Annotated in this window: 16 protein-coding genes and 2 pseudogenes; 9 read left to right on the top strand and 9 right to left on the bottom strand. The window is 76.5% G+C overall.

Annotated elements, in window-relative coordinates:
- Nucleotides 1-20 precede the first annotated feature (20 nt).
- Nucleotides 21-596 (top strand): NAD(P)H-dependent oxidoreductase, encoded by a 576-nt coding sequence (locus FHX32_RS17185; protein ID WP_167183830.1) that lies wholly within the window; start codon nt 21-23, stop codon nt 594-596.
- Between the two features lie 155 nt (nt 597-751).
- Here the strand turns inward: FHX32_RS17185 and FHX32_RS17180 are convergent, their stop codons facing one another.
- Nucleotides 752-976, bottom strand: a complete 225-nt coding sequence (locus FHX32_RS17180; protein ID WP_109902898.1) for an HAD family hydrolase — start codon at nt 974-976, stop codon at nt 752-754.
- A 165-nt stretch (nt 977-1,141) separates the two neighbouring features.
- Here FHX32_RS17180 and FHX32_RS17175 point away from each other — a divergent pair, with 165 nt between their 5' ends.
- Nucleotides 1,142-2,860 (top strand): carbamoyltransferase N-terminal domain-containing protein, encoded by a 1,719-nt coding sequence (locus FHX32_RS17175; protein ID WP_167183827.1) that lies wholly within the window; start codon nt 1,142-1,144, stop codon nt 2,858-2,860.
- A 136-nt stretch (nt 2,861-2,996) separates the two neighbouring features.
- Here FHX32_RS17175 and FHX32_RS17170 read toward each other — a convergent pair whose 3' ends face one another.
- Genes FHX32_RS17170 through FHX32_RS17160 form a run of 3 tightly spaced genes read right to left on the bottom strand, consistent with a single transcriptional unit; the run spans nt 2,997 to nt 7,316 of the window.
- Complete coding sequence (locus FHX32_RS17170; protein ID WP_167183824.1) at nt 2,997-5,285, bottom strand: CoA transferase; 2,289 nt, start codon at nt 5,283-5,285, stop codon at nt 2,997-2,999.
- Nucleotides 5,282-6,256 carry a hypothetical protein gene (locus FHX32_RS17165; RefSeq protein WP_167183821.1) on the bottom strand — a complete coding sequence of 325 codons (975 nt, stop codon included), beginning with the start codon at nt 6,254-6,256 and terminating at the stop codon, nt 5,282-5,284. The genes FHX32_RS17170 and FHX32_RS17165 overlap by 4 nt, the downstream gene beginning before the upstream one ends.
- Nucleotides 6,234-7,316, bottom strand: coding sequence for a phosphotransferase (locus FHX32_RS17160; protein WP_167183838.1), 1,083 nt, complete (start codon nt 7,314-7,316; stop codon nt 6,234-6,236). The genes FHX32_RS17165 and FHX32_RS17160 overlap by 23 nt, the downstream gene beginning before the upstream one ends.
- Nucleotides 7,317-7,458: 142 nt before the next feature.
- On the opposite strand from FHX32_RS17160, the gene FHX32_RS17155 reads away from it, so the two are divergent.
- The 5 genes and pseudogenes from FHX32_RS17155 to FHX32_RS17140 all read left to right on the top strand — a co-directional run bounded on the left by FHX32_RS17155 (nt 7,459) and on the right by FHX32_RS17140 (nt 11,472).
- Entirely contained in the window at nt 7,459-8,106 is a 648-nt protein-coding gene (locus FHX32_RS17155; protein ID WP_167183836.1) for a phosphotransferase, read from the top strand.
- Nucleotides 8,103-8,234 carry a hypothetical protein gene (locus tag FHX32_RS35150; RefSeq protein ID WP_486481147.1) on the top strand — a complete coding sequence of 44 codons (132 nt, stop codon included), beginning with the start codon at nt 8,103-8,105 and terminating at the stop codon, nt 8,232-8,234. Before FHX32_RS17155 ends, FHX32_RS35150 begins: the two co-directional genes overlap by 4 nt.
- On the top strand, nt 8,212-9,186 hold the full coding sequence (locus FHX32_RS17150) for a hypothetical protein (protein WP_167183821.1): 975 nt from the start codon (nt 8,212-8,214) through the stop codon (nt 9,184-9,186). Before FHX32_RS35150 ends, FHX32_RS17150 begins: the two co-directional genes overlap by 23 nt.
- Nucleotides 9,183-10,142, top strand: a pseudogene (locus FHX32_RS17145) (CoA transferase); the annotation flags it as partial. The gene FHX32_RS17150 and the pseudogene FHX32_RS17145, both read left to right, overlap by 4 nt.
- A 139-nt stretch (nt 10,143-10,281) precedes the next feature.
- Nucleotides 10,282-11,472 carry a CoA transferase gene (locus tag FHX32_RS17140; RefSeq protein WP_486481235.1) on the top strand — a complete coding sequence of 397 codons (1,191 nt, stop codon included), beginning with the start codon at nt 10,282-10,284 and terminating at the stop codon, nt 11,470-11,472.
- Nucleotides 11,473-11,608: 136 nt separating this feature from the next.
- On the opposite strand, the gene FHX32_RS34525 is transcribed toward FHX32_RS17140, so the two are convergent.
- The 3 genes and pseudogenes from FHX32_RS34525 to FHX32_RS34515 form a co-directional block, all read right to left on the bottom strand.
- Nucleotides 11,609-12,265, bottom strand: a complete 657-nt coding sequence (locus FHX32_RS34525; protein WP_208418834.1) for a carbamoyltransferase C-terminal domain-containing protein — start codon at nt 12,263-12,265, stop codon at nt 11,609-11,611.
- 19 nt (nt 12,266-12,284) lie between these two features.
- Nucleotides 12,285-12,584, bottom strand: a pseudogene (locus FHX32_RS34520) (carbamoyltransferase N-terminal domain-containing protein); the annotation flags it as partial.
- A 20-nt stretch (nt 12,585-12,604) separates the two neighbouring features.
- A complete protein-coding gene (locus tag FHX32_RS34515; protein WP_208418833.1) occupies nt 12,605-13,327 on the bottom strand; it encodes a carbamoyltransferase N-terminal domain-containing protein in 723 nt (240 codons plus the stop codon).
- 227 nt (nt 13,328-13,554) lie between these two features.
- Between FHX32_RS34515 and FHX32_RS17130 the strand changes: the two genes are divergently transcribed.
- Nucleotides 13,555-13,716: a hypothetical protein gene (locus FHX32_RS17130; RefSeq protein ID WP_167183832.1), complete on the top strand. Its 162-nt coding sequence runs from the start codon at nt 13,555-13,557 to the stop codon at nt 13,714-13,716.
- Nucleotides 13,717-13,871: 155 nt separating this feature from the next.
- Here FHX32_RS17130 and FHX32_RS17125 read toward each other — a convergent pair whose 3' ends face one another.
- Complete coding sequence (locus FHX32_RS17125) at nt 13,872-14,447, bottom strand: NAD(P)H-dependent oxidoreductase (RefSeq protein WP_167183830.1); 576 nt, start codon at nt 14,445-14,447, stop codon at nt 13,872-13,874.
- Nucleotides 14,448-14,945: 498 nt separating this feature from the next.
- Here FHX32_RS17125 and FHX32_RS17120 point away from each other — a divergent pair, with 498 nt between their 5' ends.
- Nucleotides 14,946-15,521 carry an NAD(P)H-dependent oxidoreductase gene (locus FHX32_RS17120; protein ID WP_167183830.1) on the top strand — a complete coding sequence of 192 codons (576 nt, stop codon included), beginning with the start codon at nt 14,946-14,948 and terminating at the stop codon, nt 15,519-15,521.
- A 155-nt stretch (nt 15,522-15,676) separates the two neighbouring features.
- Here the strand turns inward: FHX32_RS17120 and FHX32_RS17115 are convergent, their stop codons facing one another.
- Nucleotides 15,677-15,901, bottom strand: coding sequence for an HAD family hydrolase (locus FHX32_RS17115; RefSeq protein WP_109902898.1), 225 nt, complete (start codon nt 15,899-15,901; stop codon nt 15,677-15,679).
- Between the last annotated feature and the right edge of the window lie 125 nt (nt 15,902-16,026).

The following is a 16,026-nucleotide window of genomic DNA, read 5'->3' as shown; positions in this document are numbered from 1 at the left end:
GGCCGTGCCAATGTGTGGCAATGACGTCTGTCGACAGTGGCTCGGTCCCGTTCACCGTCCTGGTCGGCAATCCGCGGCCCAGGTCGCGCACCCGGGGCGTGGTGCTGACGGCGGCGGAGCTGCTGCGCGAGCGGTTGGCCGAGACCGGCGTCGAGCTGGCCGCGCCGACCCTGGTCGACCTCGCCGAGCTGCCGGCCGGGCTGATCGTGGCCGAGGACCGGTGCGCCGCGGTGCGCGAGGCGTACGCGGCGGTGACCGGCGCGACGCTGCTGCTGGTCGCCTCGCCCACCTACAAGGGCAGCTACACCGGGCTGCTGAAGCTCTTCCTGGACCTGTTGCCCCGGCACGGCCTGGCCGGCACGGTGGCGGTGCCGATGATGACCGCCGCCGACCGCGGCCACCGGCACGCGGTGGAGAGCTACCTGCGCCCGTTGCTGGTCGCGCTCGGGGCGGCGGTGCCGACCGCGGGCCTGTCCGTGCTGGAGTCGGAGTTCGGCGTCGTCGAGCGGGTCCTGTCGGCCTGGTCGGCCGGGGCCACGCCGGCGCTCGGCGGGTTGCTGGAACGGCGCTCGCGCCCGCTGCTCAGCCGCGCCTGACCGGGCTGTCCCGCCGGCCCGCCCGCGCCGAAACCGGCCGAGTGCGGGCCCGGCGAGCGCGGCCCGACCGAGCGGGGACTCGACCGGGCGCGGGCCCGGCCGAGCGCAGATCCGCCCGAGCGTGGCCGAGACCGGGCGTGGGCCCGGCGGGTGCGTCAGGGGTGCCGGCCCTCGTCGATCCAGCGGCGGAACAGTGCCACGTCCTCGTCCGGCCACGGCGCGTCGCACGGCATCGAACCGTCCGCGAGGCGCTCGTGGATGGCCTCGGCCCACGCGCATACGTCGGCGTGGTCGGACAGGTCGAAGGCGTGCGGCATCTCGAGGTCCAGCTCGCGGAAGAGCGGCAGCACGTCCCTGGCGAAACTCACCGGCTCCGGCACGCCTGGCAGTGTCGCCGCGGACCGCACCGGCGTTCAACTGCGGAGTCGCGTCACTCGCCCGGGCCGCGGGCGCGGTTCTGCGCGCCTTGTCGCCCCGGCTGGGCCGCGCCTATGTTCCACCACGACCCAGGTCGCCGCCGACCGGTCGCGCCGGGAGGAGAAGCGATGTCTGCACCCCTGATCTGCGGGCTCAAGATGACCCACGACGGCGGCTTCGCGATCGTGGAGGGCGACCGCCTGCTGCTCTCGGTCGAGGCGGAGAAGCTGGAGAACCGGGAACGGCACGCGACCTTCAACCGCTCCGCCGACATCGCCGCGCGGCTGCGCGACGCCGGGATCTCCCCGGCCGACCTGACCAGTGTGGTCATCGACGGCTGGGCCCGGGGCCGGGAGAACGAGAGCTGGGTCGAGGTGATCGACGACGCCGGCATCGCCCGGCCGGTCGAGGTGGCCGGCTACGACGACGCGCCGGCGGACTCACCCCGGCTGCTCGACGGCCGGGTCGGCAGCAGCCCGCTCTTCGGCCCGGCGCGGACCCGGTTCCGCAGCTTCAGCCACGCCACCGACCACGCCTTCGCCAGCTACTGCACCAGCGACTTCGCCGCCCGGGACGAGCCGGCGCTGATGCTGGTCTGGGACGGCGGGATGGCGCCGAACCTCTACCACTACGACCCCCGGCGGCGGGCGGTGCGCGCGTACGGTCCGGTGGCGGAGGTGTCCGGCGGCATCTACCCGATCTTCGCGTCGCACTTCGGCCCGTTCCGGGTCGACCACTCGCGACGGCTCGCGTCCAACCCCGGCCCGGGCATGGAGGCGCTGCTCCCGGTCTCCGGCAAGGCGATGGCGTACGCCTCGCTCGACCCGCCGTCGGAGGAGGCCGTCAAGCTGATGGAGGGTGTCACGGCGGCGATGCTGCCGATCGACCGGGCCATCAAGTCGTACGGGTGGAGCCGGCGGGTGCAGCAGGAGGCCGCCGCCCTGGGGCTCTCCGACGCCGCGCTGCTCGCCTCCTTCCAGGAACACCTGTTCCGGGTGCTCGTCGACGGGCTCAAGCAGAAGCTCGCCGAGCTGCCCGAGCTGGACGGCCTGCCGATCTGCCTCTCCGGCGGCTGCGCCCTGAACATCAAGTGGAACGCCGGGCTGCGGGCCAGCGGCCTCTTCGCCGATGTCTGGGTGCCGCCGTTCCCCAACGACGCGGGCTCGGCGATCGGCGCGGCGTGCGTGGAGATGATCCGCAGCACCGGGCGGTCCGCGCTGCGCTGGTCGGTCTTCGCCGGCCCGCCGGTGACGCCGACCCGGCGGACGCCGGCCGGCTGGTCCAGCCGCCCCTGCGAGATCGAGGAGCTGGCCAAGCTGCTGGAGGAGCAGGGCGAGCCGGTGGTCGTGGTGCACGGGCCGGCCGAGCTCGGCCCCCGGGCGCTCGGGCACCGCAGCATCATCGCCCCGGCCACCAGTGCGGCCATGAAGGACCGGCTCAACGCCATGAAGGGGCGGGAGTGGTACCGGCCGGTCGCCCCGATCTGCCTCCAGGACCGGGCGCCGGAGGTGTTCAGCCCCGGCACCCGGGATCCGTACATGCTCTTCGACCACTCCGTCCGTCCGGAGTGGAAGGATCGGATCCCGGCGGTGGTGCACCTCGACGGCAGCGCCCGGTTGCAGACCGTGGACGCCGACAACCCGACGATGCACCGGCTGCTGACCGCGTACGAGCGGCTCACCGGCGTCCCGGTGCTCTGCAACACCAGCGCCAACTTCAAGGGCTCGGGCTTCTTTCCGGACGCGGCCTCCGTGATGCGCTGGGGCCAGGCCCGCTACGTCTGGTCCGAGGGCGTGCTGCACTGGACCGACGCGGCGCCCGCCGACGCCATTCCCACCGCCGGCTGAGCCGCGTCCGTCCCCGCCGCCCTCCCACCCCCGGAGGGCGGCGGCGCGCGCGACACCTCCCGGCCGCACGGGACCGGGCGTCCCCCGCGCCGTGCGGATTCCCGCTCCGGCCCGATCACCGCCCCGCACGGTGCGGTCAGCGGCGGCCGGCGGCGCTGGTCGAGCGGCGGCGTGGCTGGCGCGGGCGGGTGCCGACCGCCCCGGCCTCGCGCAGCGCCCGGATCCGCCCGGCGGCGTAGCCGAGCCACTCGGCGAGCACCTCGTCGGTGTGCTGGTCGAACAGGGGAGCGGGCCGGGCCGGCGGCAGCGGATCGCCGGCCAGCCGCACCGGCGGGGTGAGGTACGCCCGCCGCCCGGCGACCGGGTGGTCGACCTCCTCCACCAGCCCGGCGGCGCGCAGCGTGCCGTCGGCGTACCGCCGGCGCAGGTCGGCCACCGCCTCGGCGGCGACCCCCTCGGCGCGCAACCGGGCCAGCACCTCGGCGGTGGTCGACCCGGCGGCCCAGCGGGCCACCGTCTCCGGCGTCGCGGTCGAGCCGGGCCGCCGGTCGACGAACGCGACGTGCCCGTCCAGGGTGGCGACGACGCCCGAGCTGGGGACACCCGGCTCGGCGTCGCCGAGCCGCGTCGGGTTCCGGCCCTCCCGGGAGGCGAGCACCAGGCCCTCGCCGAGCTGCAACCAGAGCGTCTCCTGCTGGGACAGGTCGAGCCAGTCACCCCGCCCGTGCCGGGCGCGACCGGCCAGCGCGGCCAGCACCGCGACCACCCCGTGCGCCCCGGCCACCGCGTCCGGGTAGTAGACCGGGCTGACCGTTGCCGGCTCGGCCGGCGATCCGTACCGGGCGGCGAACCCGCCCATCCCCTCGGTGAGCATCCCGTAGCCGGCCATCGACCGGTACGGCCCGGTCGCCCCCAGCGCCGGCATGGTGACCACCACCAGGCCGCGCTCGACCTGCCGGCGTACGTCCTCGGCCACGCCGCGCTTGACCAGCACGTCGTGGGTCATGTTCACCACCAGCACGTCGGCGACCGCGACCAGGTCCCGGAAGACGTCGGCGCCGGCCGGGGTGGCCAGGTCCACCGAGATCCCGCGCTTGCCCCGGTTCAGGCTGTTGAACTGGGCGGAGGCGTCCCAGGTGCACTCCTGCGGGTCCGCCCCGTCGGGCACCGGCACGCCGAGTTCGTGCCACCGGTGCCGGGTCCGCCAGCCGTCCGGGCGACTGCCCACCTCGACCCGCACCACGTCCGCGCCGAGCGTGCCGAGGAACCGGCCGGTGAGCGGTCCCGCCCAGGCCAGCGTCAGCTCCAGCACGCGCAGCCCGGCCAGCTCCGGTGGCCGGGGCGGTGCCGCCGGGCGCGGGTGCTCGGGGCGGAACCAGCCGGCGTCCCCGCCCGGTCCGGCGAGCCGGACCGGCACCCCCTCGGGCAGCAGCGGGCTGCGCCACGGGCGGGCCGCCACCCGGCCGCCGGTCGCCCCGGTCAGCGGGGCGAGGAAGCCCCGCTCGGCCAGGTGCGGGTCGGTCAGCGCGTCCCGGGCGGTGAGCACCATCGCCGCCGCCCAACCGGCGTCCAGCGCCGCCCGGAAGATCTCCGCCCGGGTGCGCGCGGCGTACCAGGGGCGCAGCTCGGCGGCGAGCAGGTGCCGGTTGCGCCACCGGTGCGCCCAGACGAACCGCTCGTCGTACGGCAGGTCGGGTCGGCCGTAGACGGCGCACTGCCGCAGCCAGTCCTCCGCCCGTACGGTGCCCGGGATCACCTGCCCGTCCGCGCAGGCGAACACCCCGGACGGGAAGGTGCGGGCCAGGTGCCCCGCGTTGCGGCGGGCCTCGTCGGGGTCCTCCGGACGGCCAGAGCTGGCGGTGTAGAGCAGCCCGGCGCCCTGCGCCTCGAACGCGGTCAGCAGCGCCCCCAGCCAGCTGACCCGGGCCCAGGCCGCCCCGCGGGCCAGCCCGGCCAGCGCGGCCGCCGCCGCGTACGCCCCGGCCAGGTATTGCGACTGCCAGCCGGGGAACCGGTGCGGCACCCCGTCGTCGTCCACGCTCACCGCCAGCAGCCCGGACGCCGCCTGCACCAGCAGCTCCTCGTCGGTGGCCAGCCCGGAGGCCACGGTGACCACCAGCGGCCCGTCCACCGCCGGCCCGTCCACCGGCAGGGTGCCGTCGTCCAGCACCACGTCCGCCCAGCCCAGCGCCGCCGGCAGCACCTCCCGGCCGACCAGCCGCTTGCCGGCGTTCAGGTGCACGAAGACCGGGCTCGGCGAGTGCTGCGGCCCACCGTCGACCGGCAGTCCGCGCGCCGGGTCGCCGCCGGGCGGCTCCGCCTTCACCACGGTGGCGCCGAGCATGGCCAGCAGCCGGCCGGCGTACGGGCCGGCCACCCCGGTGGCCAGCTCCAGCACCCGCAGCCCGTGCAGCGGCCCGGTCACCGGGCGCCGCCCGGAAAGAAGTGGTGGTGGTCCGAGCCGGTGATCTCGTAGATCGCGGTGCCCCGGCGGCCGTCGTCGGTGACCACCGCGAGGTGGTGCTGCCCGCCCCCGCGCCGGCCGTAGCGGGCGTTCCACTCCCCGCTGCCGGTCACCCCGACTCGTCGGCCGTCGGCCAGATCGAACTCCACCCGGCCCGCCAGGCCGTGCACCGCCGCGCCGGCCCGCCCGTACCCGACCGGCCGGCCGTCGACCCCGGTCCAGTGCAACCGGTGCCGGAAGCCGGTGACCGGCACCGGCTCCCCGTCGCCGACCGGGGCCCAGCAGCCGGCGCAGTAGGCCCGGCCACCGTCCGGCCGCTCCCAGCACCAGACGCCGAGCATCCCGTCGCCGAGCTGCACGGCCAGCCACATCCACAGCGGCACCCGGGCGTGGTCCCGCACCCCCCAGGAGTGGTCGCGCTGCCCCCACCACCGCCGGACCGGCCGGTGCTCGCCGTCGACGGAGTACCAGCCGTCGAACCAGCCGGACTGGAACAGGTGCCGCTGGTCCCACACCAGCCGGTCGTCGACCGACATCGACCCGCGGGGCAGCAGGTACGGCCGGGTGCGCGCGGTCCAGGTCAGGTCGAAGCCGACCGGCGCCTCGCCCTCCGCCACCGCCAGCCGGATCCGCCGGTACGGCGCGAGCACGTCCACCCGGGCCGGACCGACGGCGGTGGTGCGGGGGTCGTCGCCGTACCGGCGGGTGAACCGGGCGAACCGTAACCGCCCGTCGATCCGGCTCAGCTGCAGGCAGTCGAACCCGTCCCGGGTCGGCTGGCTGGTCAGGTTGAGGATCAGCACGTCGCCGGGGTGGTCCGGCCGGTGCGCCACGAAGTAGCAGCTCTCCTGCCAGTACGCGGGCGGGTCGGCGGGCGGCGGCCCGAACGCCTCGTCGGGCAGTGCCTGCTCACCGGTGCTGGTCGAGGACATCGAACGCCTCCAGATCCGTCACGTGGGCCGCGTGCCGCTCGGCCAGCGACATGAACATGGCGTCGCTGGCCGGGTCCGCGGCGACGAGCATCGCGCCGACCACCGTCATGTGGACCCCGGCGAGCGCGCCCAGCCGCCACGCGCGGCGGCACTCCGCCTCGGCCCAGCGCACCCCGGCCGCGGCCAGTGCGCGCCGGTAGTGCCGCAGCAGCTCCTCCTCGTGGTCCCGCCGGACGTCCTCCGGCAGCGCGCCGCCGACCAGGTACGCCGCGTCGCTCGGGCCGGGGCCGAGCGCCACCGTCTGCCAGTCCACGACGGTCAGCGGCGCGCTGCCCGGGCCGTCGTCGAAGAGCAGGTTGTCCAGCCGGAAGTCGCCGTGCAGCAGGGTGTACGGCGGCTGCTGCGCGGCGGCCCAGCGGCGTACCCGGGTGCCGAACCCGGCTACCACCGCCCGGGCCCGGGGCGACAGTCGCGTCCCGAACCGGGCCAGGAACCCCTCGGCGGTCACCCGGTACGCCGCTGCCCGGCGCCGGCCGGTCGCCGGGCCGGGCACCGGCAACCACTCCTGGCCGCAGAGCCCGGCACCGCCCCAGAACCGGGCCTGCAGCCGGGCCAGCTCACCCAGCGCCAGCGCGACGTCGTCCGCGGTGGCGCCGCGTACCTGGTCGCGGGGGCGGGCCGGGGCGGCGTCGGCGAGCAGCAGCACGAACTCGCCGGTCCCCGGTGCCGCCTCGGCGAGGTGGCAGCGTGGCACCCGGATCGGTACGGCCGGCGCCAGCCGGCGGTAGAAGAGCAGTTCCCGGCGGTACGCGTCGCTGTCGGTGCCGGTGCGCCGGGTGCGCTCGTCGGCGGCGGCGAACTTGCCGATCACCGTGTCCGGCCCGGCGCCGGCCGGTGACCAGCGCAGCCGCAGCCGGACGCAGCGGGCCAGCTTCCCGCCGCCGACCGGCGCGCGCTCCACAGCGGTCACCCGCGCGCCGGCCGCTGCCGTCGCGCGCAGGGCGCCGGTCAGGCGCGGGAAGCTGGCCCGCTGCGTCCGGCTGCGGCCTGCGCTGGTCACCGGCCGGGCGCCGGGCCGGACACGGTGAATCGGCAAGTTCGCCGCCGCCGACGAGCGCCACCCGGCGCACCGGCACCGGACAGCGACGCGTACCGCCGGAACTGCTCTTCTACCGCCGGCTGGCGCCGCCGTACCGATCCGGGTGCCACGCTGCCACCTCGCCGAGGCGGCACCGGGGACCGGCGAGTTCGTGCTGCTGCTCGCCGACGCCGCCCCGGCCCGCCCCCGCGACCAGGTACGCGGCGCCACCGCGGACGACGTCGCGCTGGCGCTGGGTGAGCTGGCCCGGCTGCAGGCCCGGTTCTGGGGCGGTGCCGGGCTCTGCGGCCAGGAGTGGTTGCCGGTGCCCGGCCCGGCGACCGGCCGGCGCCGGGCAGCGGCGTACCGGGTGACCGCCGAGGGGTTCCTGGCCCGGTTCGGGACGCGACTGTCGCCCCGGGCCCGGGCGGTGGTAGCCGGGTTCGGCACCCGGGTACGCCGCTGGGCCGCCGCGCAGCAGCCGCCGTACACCCTGCTGCACGGCGACTTCCGGCTGGACAACCTGCTCTTCGACGACGGCCCGGGCAGCGCGCCGCTGACCGTCGTGGACTGGCAGACGGTGGCGCTCGGCCCCGGCCCGAGCGACGCGGCGTACCTGTTCGGCGGCGCGCTGCCGGAGGACGTCCGGCGGGACCACGAGGAGGAGCTGCTGCGGCACTACCGGCGCGCACTGGCCGCGGCCGGGGTGCGCTGGGCCGAGGCGAGTGCCGCCGCGCGTGGCGGCTGGGCGCGCTCGCCGGGGTCCACATGACGGTGGTCGGCGCGATGCTCGTCGCCGCGGACCCGGCCAGCGACGCCATGTTCATGTCGCTGGCCGAGCGGCACGCGGCCCACGTGACGGATCTGGAGGCGTTCGATGTCCTCGACCAGCACCGGTGAGCAGGCACTGCCCGACGAGGCGTTCGGGCCGCCGCCCGCCGACCCGCCCGCGTACTGGCAGGAGAGCTGCTACTTCGTGGCGCACCGGCCGGACCACCCCGGCGACGTGCTGATCCTCAACCTGACCAGCCAGCCGACCCGGGACGGGTTCGACTGCCTGCAGCTGAGCCGGATCGACGGGCGGTTACGGTTCGCCCGGTTCACCCGCCGGTACGGCGACGACCCCCGCACCACCGCCGTCGGTCCGGCCCGGGTGGACGTGCTCGCGCCGTACCGGCGGATCCGGCTGGCGGTGGCGGAGGGCGAGGCGCCGGTCGGCTTCGACCTGACCTGGACCGCGCGCACCCGGCCGTACCTGCTGCCCCGCGGGTCGATGTCGGTCGACGACCGGCTGGTGTGGGACCAGCGGCACCTGTTCCAGTCCGGCTGGTTCGACGGCTGGTACTCCGTCGACGGCGAGCACCGGCCGGTCCGGCGGTGGTGGGGGCAGCGCGACCACTCCTGGGGGGTGCGGGACCACGCCCGGGTGCCGCTGTGGATGTGGCTGGCCGTGCAGCTCGGCGACGGGATGCTCGGCGTCTGGTGCTGGGAGCGGCCGGACGGTGGCCGGGCCTACTGCGCCGGCTGCTGGGCCCCGGTCGGCGACGGGGAGCCGGTGCCGGTCACCGGCTTCCGGCACCGGTTGCACTGGACCGGGGTCGACGGCCGGCCGGTCGGGTACGGGCGGGCCGGCGCGGCGGTGCACGGCCTGGCGGGCCGGGTGGAGTTCGATCTGGCCGACGGCCGACGAGTCGGGGTGACCGGCAGCGGGGAGTGGAACGCCCGCTACGGCCGGCGCGGGGGCGGGCAGCACCACCTCGCGGTGGTCACCGACGACGGCCGCCGGGGCACCGCGATCTACGAGATCACCGGCTCGGACCACCACCACTTCTTTCCGGGCGGCGCCCGGTGACCGGGCCGCTGCACGGGCTGCGGGTGCTGGAGCTGGCCACCGGGGTGGCCGGCCCGTACGCCGGCCGGCTGCTGGCCATGCTCGGCGCCACCGTGGTGAAGGCGGAGCCGCCCGGCGGCGACCCGGCGCGCGGACTGCCGGTCGACGGTGGGCCGCAGCACTCGCCGAGCCCGGTCTTCGTGCACCTGAACGCCGGCAAGCGGCTGGTCGGCCGGGAGGTGCTGCCGGCGGCGCTGGGCTGGGCGGACGTGGTGCTGGACGACGGCACCCTGCCGGTGGACGGGCCGGCGGTGGACGGGCCGCTGGTGGTCACCGTGGCCTCCGGGCTGGCCACCGACGAGGAGCTGCTGGTGCAGGCGGCGTCCGGGCTGCTGGCGGTGAGCGTGGACGACGACGGGGTGCCGCACCGGTTCCCCGGCTGGCAGTCGCAATACCTGGCCGGGGCGTACGCGGCGGCGGCCGCGCTGGCCGGGCTGGCCCGCGGGGCGGCCTGGGCCCGGGTCAGCTGGCTGGGGGCGCTGCTGACCGCGTTCGAGGCGCAGGGCGCCGGGCTGCTCTACACCGCCAGCTCTGGCCGTCCGGAGGACCCCGACGAGGCCCGCCGCAACGCGGGGCACCTGGCCCGCACCTTCCCGTCCGGGGTGTTCGCCTGCGCGGACGGGCAGGTGATCCCGGGCACCGTACGGGCGGAGGACTGGCTGCGGCAGTGCGCCGTCTACGGCCGACCCGACCTGCCGTACGACGAGCGGTTCGTCTGGGCGCACCGGTGGCGCAACCGGCACCTGCTCGCCGCCGAGCTGCGCCCCTGGTACGCCGCGCGCACCCGGGCGGAGATCTTCCGGGCGGCGCTGGACGCCGGTTGGGCGGCGGCGATGGTGCTCACCGCCCGGGACGCGCTGACCGACCCGCACCTGGCCGAGCGGGGCTTCCTCGCCCCGCTGACCGGGGCGACCGGCGGCCGGGTGGCGGCCCGCCCGTGGCGCAGCCCGCTGCTGCCCGAGGGGGTGCCGGTCCGGCTCGCCGGACCGGGCGGGGACGCCGGCTGGTTCCGCCCCGAGCACCCGCGCCCGGCGGCACCGCCCCCGGCCACCGGAGCTGGCCGGGCTGCGCGTGCTGGAGCTGACGCTGGCCTGGGCGGGACCGCTCACCGGCCGGTTCCTCGGCACGCTCGGCGCGGACGTGGTGCGGGTCGAGGTGGGCAGTCGCCCGGACGGCTGGCGGACCCGGCACCGGTGGCACGAACTCGGCGTGCCGGTGCCCGACGGGGCGGACCCGCAGGAGTGCACCTGGGACGCCTCCGCCCAGTTCAACAGCCTGAACCGGGGCAAGCGCGGGATCTCGGTGGACCTGGCCACCCCGGCCGGCGCCGACGTCTTCCGGGACCTGGTCGCGGTCGCCGACGTGCTGGTGGTGAACATGACCCACGACGTGCTGGTCAAGCGCGGCGTGGCCGAGGACGTACGCCGGCAGGTCGAGCGCGGCCTGGTGGTGGTCACCATGCCGGCGCTGGGGGCGACCGGGCCGTACCGGTCGATGGCCGGCTACGGGATGCTCACCGAGGGGATGGGCGGGTTCGCCGCCCGGTACGGATCGCCGGCCGAGCCGGCAACGGTCAGCCCGGTCTACTACCCGGACGCGGTGGCCGGGGCGCACGGGGTGGTCGCGGTGCTGGCCGCGCTGGCCGGTCGCGCCCGGCACGGGCGGGGTGACTGGCTCGACCTGTCCCAGCAGGAGACGCTCTGGTTGCAGCTCGGCGAGGGCCTGGTGCTCGCCTCCCGGGAGGGCCGGAACCCGACGCGGCTCGGCGACGCCGAGCCGGGTGTCCCCAGCTCGGGCGTCGTCGCCACCCTGGACGGGCACGTCGCGTTCGTCGACCGGCGGCCCGGCTCGACCGCGACGCCGGAGACGGTGGCCCGCTGGGCCGCCGGGTCGACCACCGCCGAGGTGCTGGCCCGGTTGCGCGCCGAGGGGGTCGCCGCCGAGGCGGTGGCCGACCTGCGCCGGCGGTACGCCGACGGCACGCTGCGCGCCGCCGGGCTGGTGGAGGAGGTCGACCACCCGGTCGCCGGGCGGCGGGCGTACCTCACCCCGCCGGTGCGGCTGGCCGGCGATCCGCTGCCGCCGGCCCGGCCCGCTCCCCTGTTCGACCAGCACACCGACGAGGTGCTCGCCGAGTGGCTCGGCTACGCCGCCGGGCGGATCCGGGCGCTGCGCGAGGCCGGGGCGGTCGGCACCCGCCCGCGCCAGCCACGCCGCCGCTCGACCAGCGCCGCCGGCCGCCGCTGACCGCACCGTGCGGGGCGGTGATCGGGCCGGAGCGGGAATCCGCACGGCGCGGGGGACGCCCGGTCCCGTGCGGCCGGGAGGTGTCGCGCGCGCCGCCGCCCTCCGGGGGTGGGAGGGCGGCGGGGACGGACGCGGCTCAGCCGGCGGTGGGAATGGCGTCGGCGGGCGCCGCGTCGGTCCAGTGCAGCACGCCCTCGGACCAGACGTAGCGGGCCTGGCCCCAGCGCATCACGGAGGCCGCGTCCGGAAAGAAGCCCGAGCCCTTGAAGTTGGCGCTGGTGTTGCAGAGCACCGGGACGCCGGTGAGCCGCTCGTACGCGGTCAGCAGCCGGTGCATCGTCGGGTTGTCGGCGTCCACGGTCTGCAACCGGGCGCTGCCGTCGAGGTGCACCACCGCCGGGATCCGATCCTTCCACTCCGGACGGACGGAGTGGTCGAAGAGCATGTACGGATCCCGGGTGCCGGGGCTGAACACCTCCGGCGCCCGGTCCTGGAGGCAGATCGGGGCGACCGGCCGGTACCACTCCCGCCCCTTCATGGCGTTGAGCCGGTCCTTCATGGCCGCACTGGTGGCCGGGGCGATGATGCTGCGGTGCCCGAGCGCCCGGGGGCCGAGCTCGGCCGGCCCGTGCACCACGACCACCGGCTCGCCCTGCTCCTCCAGCAGCTTGGCCAGCTCCTCGATCTCGCAGGGGCGGCTGGACCAGCCGGCCGGCGTCCGCCGGGTCGGCGTCACCGGCGGGCCGGCGAAGACCGACCAGCGCAGCGCGGACCGCCCGGTGCTGCGGATCATCTCCCACGCACGCCGCGCCGATCGCCGAGCCCGCGTCGTTGGGGAACGGCGGCACCCAGACATCGGCGAAGAGGCCGCTGGCCCGCAGCCCGGCGTTCCACTTGATGTTCAGGGCGCAGCCGCCGGAGAGGCAGATCGGCAGGCCGTCCAGCTCGGGCAGCTCGGCGAGCTTCTGCTTGAGCCCGTCGACGAGCACCCGGAACAGGTGTTCCTGGAAGGAGGCGAGCAGCGCGGCGTCGGAGAGCCCCAGGGCGGCGGCCTCCTGCTGCACCCGCCGGCTCCACCCGTACGACTTGATGGCCCGGTCGATCGGCAGCATCGCCGCCGTGACACCCTCCATCAGCTTGACGGCCTCCTCCGACGGCGGGTCGAGCGAGGCGTACGCCATCGCCTTGCCGAGACCGGGAGCAGCGCCTCCATGCCCGGGCCGGGGTTGGACGCGAGCCGTCGCGAGTGGTCGACCCGGAACGGGCCGAAGTGCGACGCGAAGATCGGGTAGATGCCGCCGGACACCTCCGCCACCGGACCGTACGCGCGCACCGCCCGCCGCCGGGGGTCGTAGTGGTAGAGGTTCGGCGCCATCCCGCCGTCCCAGACCAGCATCAGCGCCGGCTCGTCCCGGGCGGCGAAGTCGCTGGTGCAGTAGCTGGCGAAGGCGTGGTCGGTGGCGTGGCTGAAGCTGCGGAACCGGGTCCGCGCCGGGCCGAAGAGCGGGCTGCTGCCGACCCGGCCGTCGAGCAGCCGGGGTGAGTCCGCCGGCGCGTCGTCGTAGCCGGCCACCTCGACCGGCCGGGCGATGCCGGCGTCGTCGATCACCTCGACCCAGCTCTCGTTCTCCCGGCCCCGGGCCCAGCCGTCGATGACCACACTGGTCAGGTCGGCCGGGGAGATCCCGGCGTCGCGCAGCCGCGCGGCGATGTCGGCGGAGCGGTTGAAGGTCGCGTGCCGTTCCCGGTTCTCCAGCTTCTCCGCCTCGACCGAGAGCAGCAGGCGGTCGCCCTCCACGATCGCGAAGCCGCCGTCGTGGGTCATCTTGAGCCCGCAGATCAGGGGTGCAGACATCGCTTCTCCTCCCGGCGCGACCGGTCGGCGGCGACCTGGGTCGTGGTGGAACATAGGCGCGGCCCAGCCGGGGCGACAAGGCGCGCAGAACCGCGCCCGCGGCCCGGGCGAGTGACGCGACTCCGCAGTTGAACGCCGGTGCGGTCCGCGGCGACACTGCCAGGCGTGCCGGAGCCGGTGAGTTTCGCCAGGGACGTGCTGCCGCTCTTCCGCGAGCTGGACCTCGAGTGCCGCACGCCTTCGACCTGTCCGACCACGCCGACGTATGCGCGTGGGCCGAGGCCATCCACGAGCGCCTCGCGGACGGTTCGATGCCGTGCGACGCGCCGTGGCCGGACGAGGACGTGGCACTGTTCCGCCGCTGGATCGACGAGGGCCGGCACCCCTGACGCACCCGCCGGGCCCACGCCCGGTCTCGGCCACGCTCGGGCGGATCTGCGCTCGGCCGGGCCCGCGCCCGGTCGAGTCCCCGCTCGGTCGGGCCGCGCTCGCCGGGCCCGCACTCGGCCGGTTTCGGCGCGGGCGGGCCGGCGGGACAGCCCGGTCAGGCGCGGCTGAGCAGCGGGCGCGAGCGCCGTTCCAGCAACCCGCCGAGCGCCGGCGTGGCCCCGGCCGACCAGGCCGACAGGACCCGCTCGACGACGCCGAACTCCGACTCCAGCACGGACAGGCCCGCGGTCGGCACCGCCGCCCCGAGCGCGACCAGCAACGGGCGCAGGTAGCTCTCCACCGCGTGCCGGTGGCCGCGGTCGGCGGCGGTCATCATCGGCACCGCCACCGTGCCGGCCAGGCCGTGCCGGGGCAACAGGTCCAGGAAGAGCTTCAGCAGCCCGGTGTAGCTGCCCTTGTAGGTGGGCGAGGCGACCAGCAGCAGCGTCGCGCCGGTCACCGCCGCGTACGCCTCGCGCACCGCGGCGCACCGGTCCTCGGCCACGATCAGCCCGGCCGGCAGCTCGGCGAGGTCGACCAGGGTCGGCGCGGCCAGCTCGACGCCGGTCTCGGCCAACCGCTCGCGCAGCAGCTCCGCCGCCGTCAGCACCACGCCCCGGGTGCGCGACCTGGGCCGCGGATTGCCGACCAGGACGGTGAACGGGACCGAGCCACTGTCGACAGACGTCATTGCCACACATTGGCACGGCCCGACGCGGCGCTGCTACGTTCCGCGACATGGCTGACCACGGCGACCCGCCCCGGTTGGAGGTCCGTGGCCTGCGCCCCGACGAGCGCCGGCTGGCCGGCGGGCTGGTCGCCCGGGCCGATGCGGGACAACCCCACCACGCTGGCGATGTGCGGCGCCGACCCGTTCGACGGCTGGCGCACATGCAGCCGATCTGGACCGCCTTCTTCCACCGGCCGCCGGGCCCGCGCCGGCGCCGGTCCCGGCGCCGGTGGAAGAAGGCGGTCCAGATCGGCTGCATGTGCGCCAGCCGGTCGAACGGGTCGGCGCCGCACATCGCCAGCGTGGTGGGGTTGTCCCGCATCGCCCGGGCGACCAGCCCGCCGGCCAGCCGGCGCTCGTCGGGGCGCAGGCCACGGACCTCCAACCGGGGCGGGTCGCCGTGGTCAGCCATGTCGCGGAACGTAGCAGCGCCGCGTCGGGCCGTGCCAATGTGTGGCAATGACGTCTGTCGACAGTGGCTCGGTCCCGTTCACCGTCCTGGTCGGCAATCCGCGGCCCAGGTCGCGCACCCGGGGCGTGGTGCTGACGGCGGCGGAGCTGCTGCGCGAGCGGTTGGCCGAGACCGGCGTCGAGCTGGCCGCGCCGACCCTGGTCGACCTCGCCGAGCTGCCGGCCGGGCTGATCGTGGCCGAGGACCGGTGCGCCGCGGTGCGCGAGGCGTACGCGGCGGTGACCGGCGCGACGCTGCTGCTGGTCGCCTCGCCCACCTACAAGGGCAGCTACACCGGGCTGCTGAAGCTCTTCCTGGACCTGTTGCCCCGGCACGGCCTGGCCGGCACGGTGGCGGTGCCGATGATGACCGCCGCCGACCGCGGCCACCGGCACGCGGTGGAGAGCTACCTGCGCCCGTTGCTGGTCGCGCTCGGGGCGGCGGTGCCGACCGCGGGCCTGTCCGTGCTGGAGTCGGAGTTCGGCGTCGTCGAGCGGGTCCTGTCGGCCTGGTCGGCCGGGGCCACGCCGGCGCTCGGCGGGTTGCTGGAACGGCGCTCGCGCCCGCTGCTCAGCCGCGCCTGACCGGGCTGTCCCGCCGGCCCGCCCGCGCCGAAACCGGCCGAGTGCGGGCCCGGCGAGCGCGGCCCGACCGAGCGGGGACTCGACCGGGCGCGGGCCCGGCCGAGCGCAGATCCGCCCGAGCGTGGCCGAGACCGGGCGTGGGCCCGGCGGGTGCGTCAGGGGTGCCGGCCCTCGTCGATCCAGCGGCGGAACAGTGCCACGTCCTCGTCCGGCCACGGCGCGTCGCACGGCATCGAACCGTCCGCGAGGCGCTCGTGGATGGCCTCGGCCCACGCGCATACGTCGGCGTGGTCGGACAGGTCGAAGGCGTGCGGCATCTCGAGGTCCAGCTCGCGGAAGAGCGGCAGCACGTCCCTGGCGAAACTCACCGGCTCCGGCACGCCTGGCAGTGTCGCCGCGGACCGCACCGGCGTTCAACTGCGGAGTCGCGTCACTCGCCCGGGCCGCGGGCGCGGTTCTGCGCGCCTTGTCGCCCCGGCTGGGCCGCGCCTATGTTCCACCACGA

This window comes from Micromonospora sp. CNZ280 (genome assembly GCF_011759515.1).
The sequence above is the reverse complement of the archived record's forward strand: the minus strand, read 5'-3'. Positions and strand labels throughout refer to the sequence as shown.